Annotated in this window: 2 protein-coding genes and 1 pseudogene; 1 reads left to right on the forward strand and 2 read right to left on the reverse strand. The window is 71.4% G+C overall.

Going from position 1 to position 3,444, the window contains the following annotated elements:
• A partial coding sequence (locus SSOG_RS39685; protein WP_039939797.1) for a type I polyketide synthase occupies positions 1-2,118 on the reverse strand: 2,118 nt, incomplete at its 3' end.
• A 197-nt stretch (positions 2,119-2,315) separates the two neighbouring features.
• On the opposite strand from SSOG_RS39685, the pseudogene SSOG_RS49745 reads away from it, so the two are divergent.
• Positions 2,316-2,718: pseudogene (locus SSOG_RS49745) on the forward strand (RNA-guided endonuclease TnpB family protein); the annotation flags it as partial.
• 14 nt (positions 2,719-2,732) lie between these two features.
• Here the strand turns inward: SSOG_RS49745 and SSOG_RS54360 are convergent.
• Positions 2,733-3,444, reverse strand: a 712-nt coding sequence (locus tag SSOG_RS54360; RefSeq protein WP_245606480.1) for a phosphopantetheine-binding protein, incomplete at its 5' end; no start/stop codon positions are given.

The raw sequence follows: 3,444 nt of genomic DNA on the forward strand, positions 1-3,444 counted from the left end.
GCCGACGCGTTCGGTGAGGTACGGGGTGACCTCGTCCTCGGTCGCCTCGACGGCGATCATGGCACCGCCGGCCGGCAGCGCCTGCATGAGGGTGCCGCGGGCGGCGACCAGGCGGCAGGCGTCGTCCAGGGTGAGGATCCCGGCGATGTGGGCGGCGGCGATCTCACCGATGGAGTGGCCGATGAGATGGCTGGGCGTGATGCCGAAGTCCTCGGTGAGGAGCCGGGTGAGGGCGGTCTGGAGCGCGAACAGGCCGGGCTGGGTGTAGCGGGTCTGGTGCAGAAGGGTGGGGTCGTCCGCGAAGACGACGTCCTTGAGCGGGCGTTCGGCGCCGAGATGGCGGCCGAGGGTCGCGCAGACCGTATCGAACGCGTCGCGGAAGGTGGGGTAGGCGTCGTAGAGCCCGCGGCCCATGCCCGCGTGCTGGGCGCCCTGGCCGGTGAAGAGGAAAGCGACCTTCTTGGTGCGGGGCCGGGCAGGGAGAACGGCGAGGGCAGGGTCCTGGACCAGGGGGTGGAGCTGGGCGAGGAGTTCGTCGCGCGTGGCACCGACGACGGCGGCGTGGTGGTCGAAGGTGGTGCGGGTGGTGGCGAGGGTGTGGGCGATGTCGGTGGGGTGGAGGGTGGGGTGTTCGGTGGTGTGGTCGAGGAGTCGTTGGGCTTGGTCGCGGAGGGCTTGTTCGGTCTTGGCGGAGAGCAGCCAGGGGACGGTGGTGGTGGCGGGTTGGGTGGGTGCGGGTGTGGTGGGGGCTTGTTCGAGGATGAGGTGGGCGTTGGTGCCGCTGATGCCGAAGGAGGAGATGGCGGCGCGGCGGGGGTGGTCGGTCTCGGGCCAGGGCCGGGCCTCGGTGAGGAGTTGGACGTTGCCGGTGGTCCAGTCGATGTGGGGGCTGGGCTGGTCGACGTGGAGGGTTTGGGGCAGGGTGGCGTGGCGCATGGCCTGGATCATCTTGATGACGCCACCGATGCCCGCTGCGGCCTGGGCGTGGCCGATGTTGGACTTGAAGGAGCCCAGCCACAGGGGTTCGTCGCGGTTCTGTCCGTACGTGGCGAGGAGGGCTTGTGCCTCGATGGGGTCGCCGAGGGTGGTGCCCGTGCCGTGGCCCTCCACCGCGTCCACCTGGTCCGGCGTCAGCCCGGCGCTCGCGAGGGCGGCGTGGATGACCCGCTGCTGAGCGGGGCCGTTGGGTGCGCTCAACTGGCTGCTCTTGCCGTCCTGGTTGACCGCCGAGCCCCGGATGACGGCCAGGATGGGATGTCCGTTGGCCTGGGCGTCCGAGAGCCGTTCGAGCAGGATCGTGCCCGCGCCCTCGGCCCACGTGGTGCCGTCGGCGGCGGCCGCGAACGACTTGCACCGTCCGTCGGGCGCCAGCCCGCGCTGTCGGCTGAACTCCACGAACATGCCCGGTGTCGGCATCACCGCGGCGCCACCGGCCAGCGCCATGGTCGACTCGTCGTTGCGCAGTGACTGGCAGGCCATGTGGAGCGCCACCAGCGAGGAGGAGCACGCGGTGTCCACGGTGACCGCCGGGCCCTCCAGACCGAGCGTGTACGCGATCCGCCCGGACGCCACGCTGAGGGTGGTACCCGTCAGCAGATGGCCCTCGACATCCTCCGGGCCGCGGTGGATGAGCGAGGCGTACTCGTGCCCGGACACCCCGCTGAACACCCCCGTACGGCTGCCGCGCAGCTCGCCGAGGGACAGCCCGGCGCTCTCCACGCACTCCCAGCTGGTTTCGAGGAGCAGCCGCTGCTGGGGGTCGAGCGCGAGGGCCTCGCGGGGGCTGATGCCGAAGAACTCGGGGTCGAAGCGGTCGGCGTCGTAGAGGAAGCCGCCCTGGCGGGCGTAGGTCTTCCCGGTGACGTTGGGGTCCGGGTCGTACAGGCCCTCCAGGTCCCAGCCGCGGTTGTCGGGGAACGGCCCCACCGCGTCACGCCCCTCGGACACCAGCTCCCACAGCCCCTCGGGCGTGGTGGCCGCGCCGGGGAACCGGCAGGCCATGCCCACGACCGCGATCGGCTCGCGGCTCCGTGACTCCGCCTCGGCCAGCCGCTGACGGGTGCGCTGGAGGTCGGCGGTCACCCGCTTCAGATAGTCGCGCAGCTTGTCCTCGTTCATCGGCATTCCTTCGTGGGTACTCCGGCCTTCAGGTCGGGGAGGAAACGAAGCTCCTGCGGAGCAGGGCAGGGGAGGGCGAATCGCTTCCAGGCTGTGTCCGTCTCGTGTACAACAAGGCGCTGGGTCGCGTTCCCTCCCAGAGGGGGCGGAACCGACGACGGTGACCGTCTCCCGTGACCGAGCCGGGCCGCGACCGCGTGATCGAGGACCTCACCGTCCGCAACCTGCTGAAGAACGGCAAGCTCGCGCACGCCATCAGTGACGCGTCGTGGACGGAACTGCGGTCCATGCTGGAGTACAAGTGCGCCTGGTACGGGCGTGAACTCGTGACGGTCGACCGATGGTTCCCCAGCAGCGAGTTGTGCGGGGCCTGCGGCACGGTTCGCGAGAAGCTGCCGGTGAACGTCCGGGAGTGGACGTGCGTCTGCGGCGCCGTGCATGACCGCGACGTGAAGGCGGCGCGCAACAGTTTGGCCGCCGGGCTGGCGGTGTCTGCCTGTGGAGGCGGTGTAAGACCTCAACGGGAGTCCTCCCGGACGGGGCGGTTCGTCGGTGAAGCAGGAACCCCAGCGGGCGACCGCTGGAACCCCCCGCCGCTAGGCGGGGGGAGGAAGTCACGAGAGCCCCAGCTCGTTGTCGATGAAGTCGAAGATCTCGTCGTCCGTCGCGGACTCGATCGTCACGCCCTCCGCCCCCGGCTGCTCCGGGTCTGCGCCCTCCGGGCCCGGGCCGTCCAGCTTCAGCAGGAGGGCCTGCATGCGCGCGGCCACCGCCGTACGAACACCGGGGACGGCGGTCCGCAGACTGCTCTCCAGCCGGTCCAACTCGGCCACCAGCGCCTGCGGGACCTCGTCGGGAGCCCGGACCGGCGCCAGTTCGGCACGCAGCATGGAGGCCAGCTGAACCGGCGTGGGGTAGTCGAACAGGGTGGTCGGCGGCAGCCGGAGACCGGTGGCGTGGTTGAGGTTGTTGCGGAACTCGACGGTGGTGAGCGAGTCGAGCCCCATCTCCAGGAACCCGCTGTCGGCGTCGATGGCGTCCGGCGAACCGTGGCCGAGGACCGCGGCGACCTGCCCGCGGATGTACGTGAGGAGGATGTCCAGCTGCGTGGCCTCGTCATGCGGGGCGATCCGCTGCCGCAGCGTGTCCGGGGCCGCCGCACCACCCGTGGCGGCGGCCCGCCGGGCCCGGGAGCGGACCAGCCCCTGCAACACCGGCGGAACCGGGGCATCGGCCCTCGCCCAGCCGGGCCAGGTCCAGCTTCGCGGGCACCAGGAGCGCCTGCGGCGAGCCCAGGGCGAGATCGAGCAGGCCGAGAGCCTGAGC

It is taken from the genome of Streptomyces himastatinicus ATCC 53653, assembly GCF_000158915.1.
GTDB classification, from domain to species: Bacteria; Actinomycetota; Actinomycetes; order Streptomycetales; family Streptomycetaceae; genus Streptomyces; species Streptomyces himastatinicus.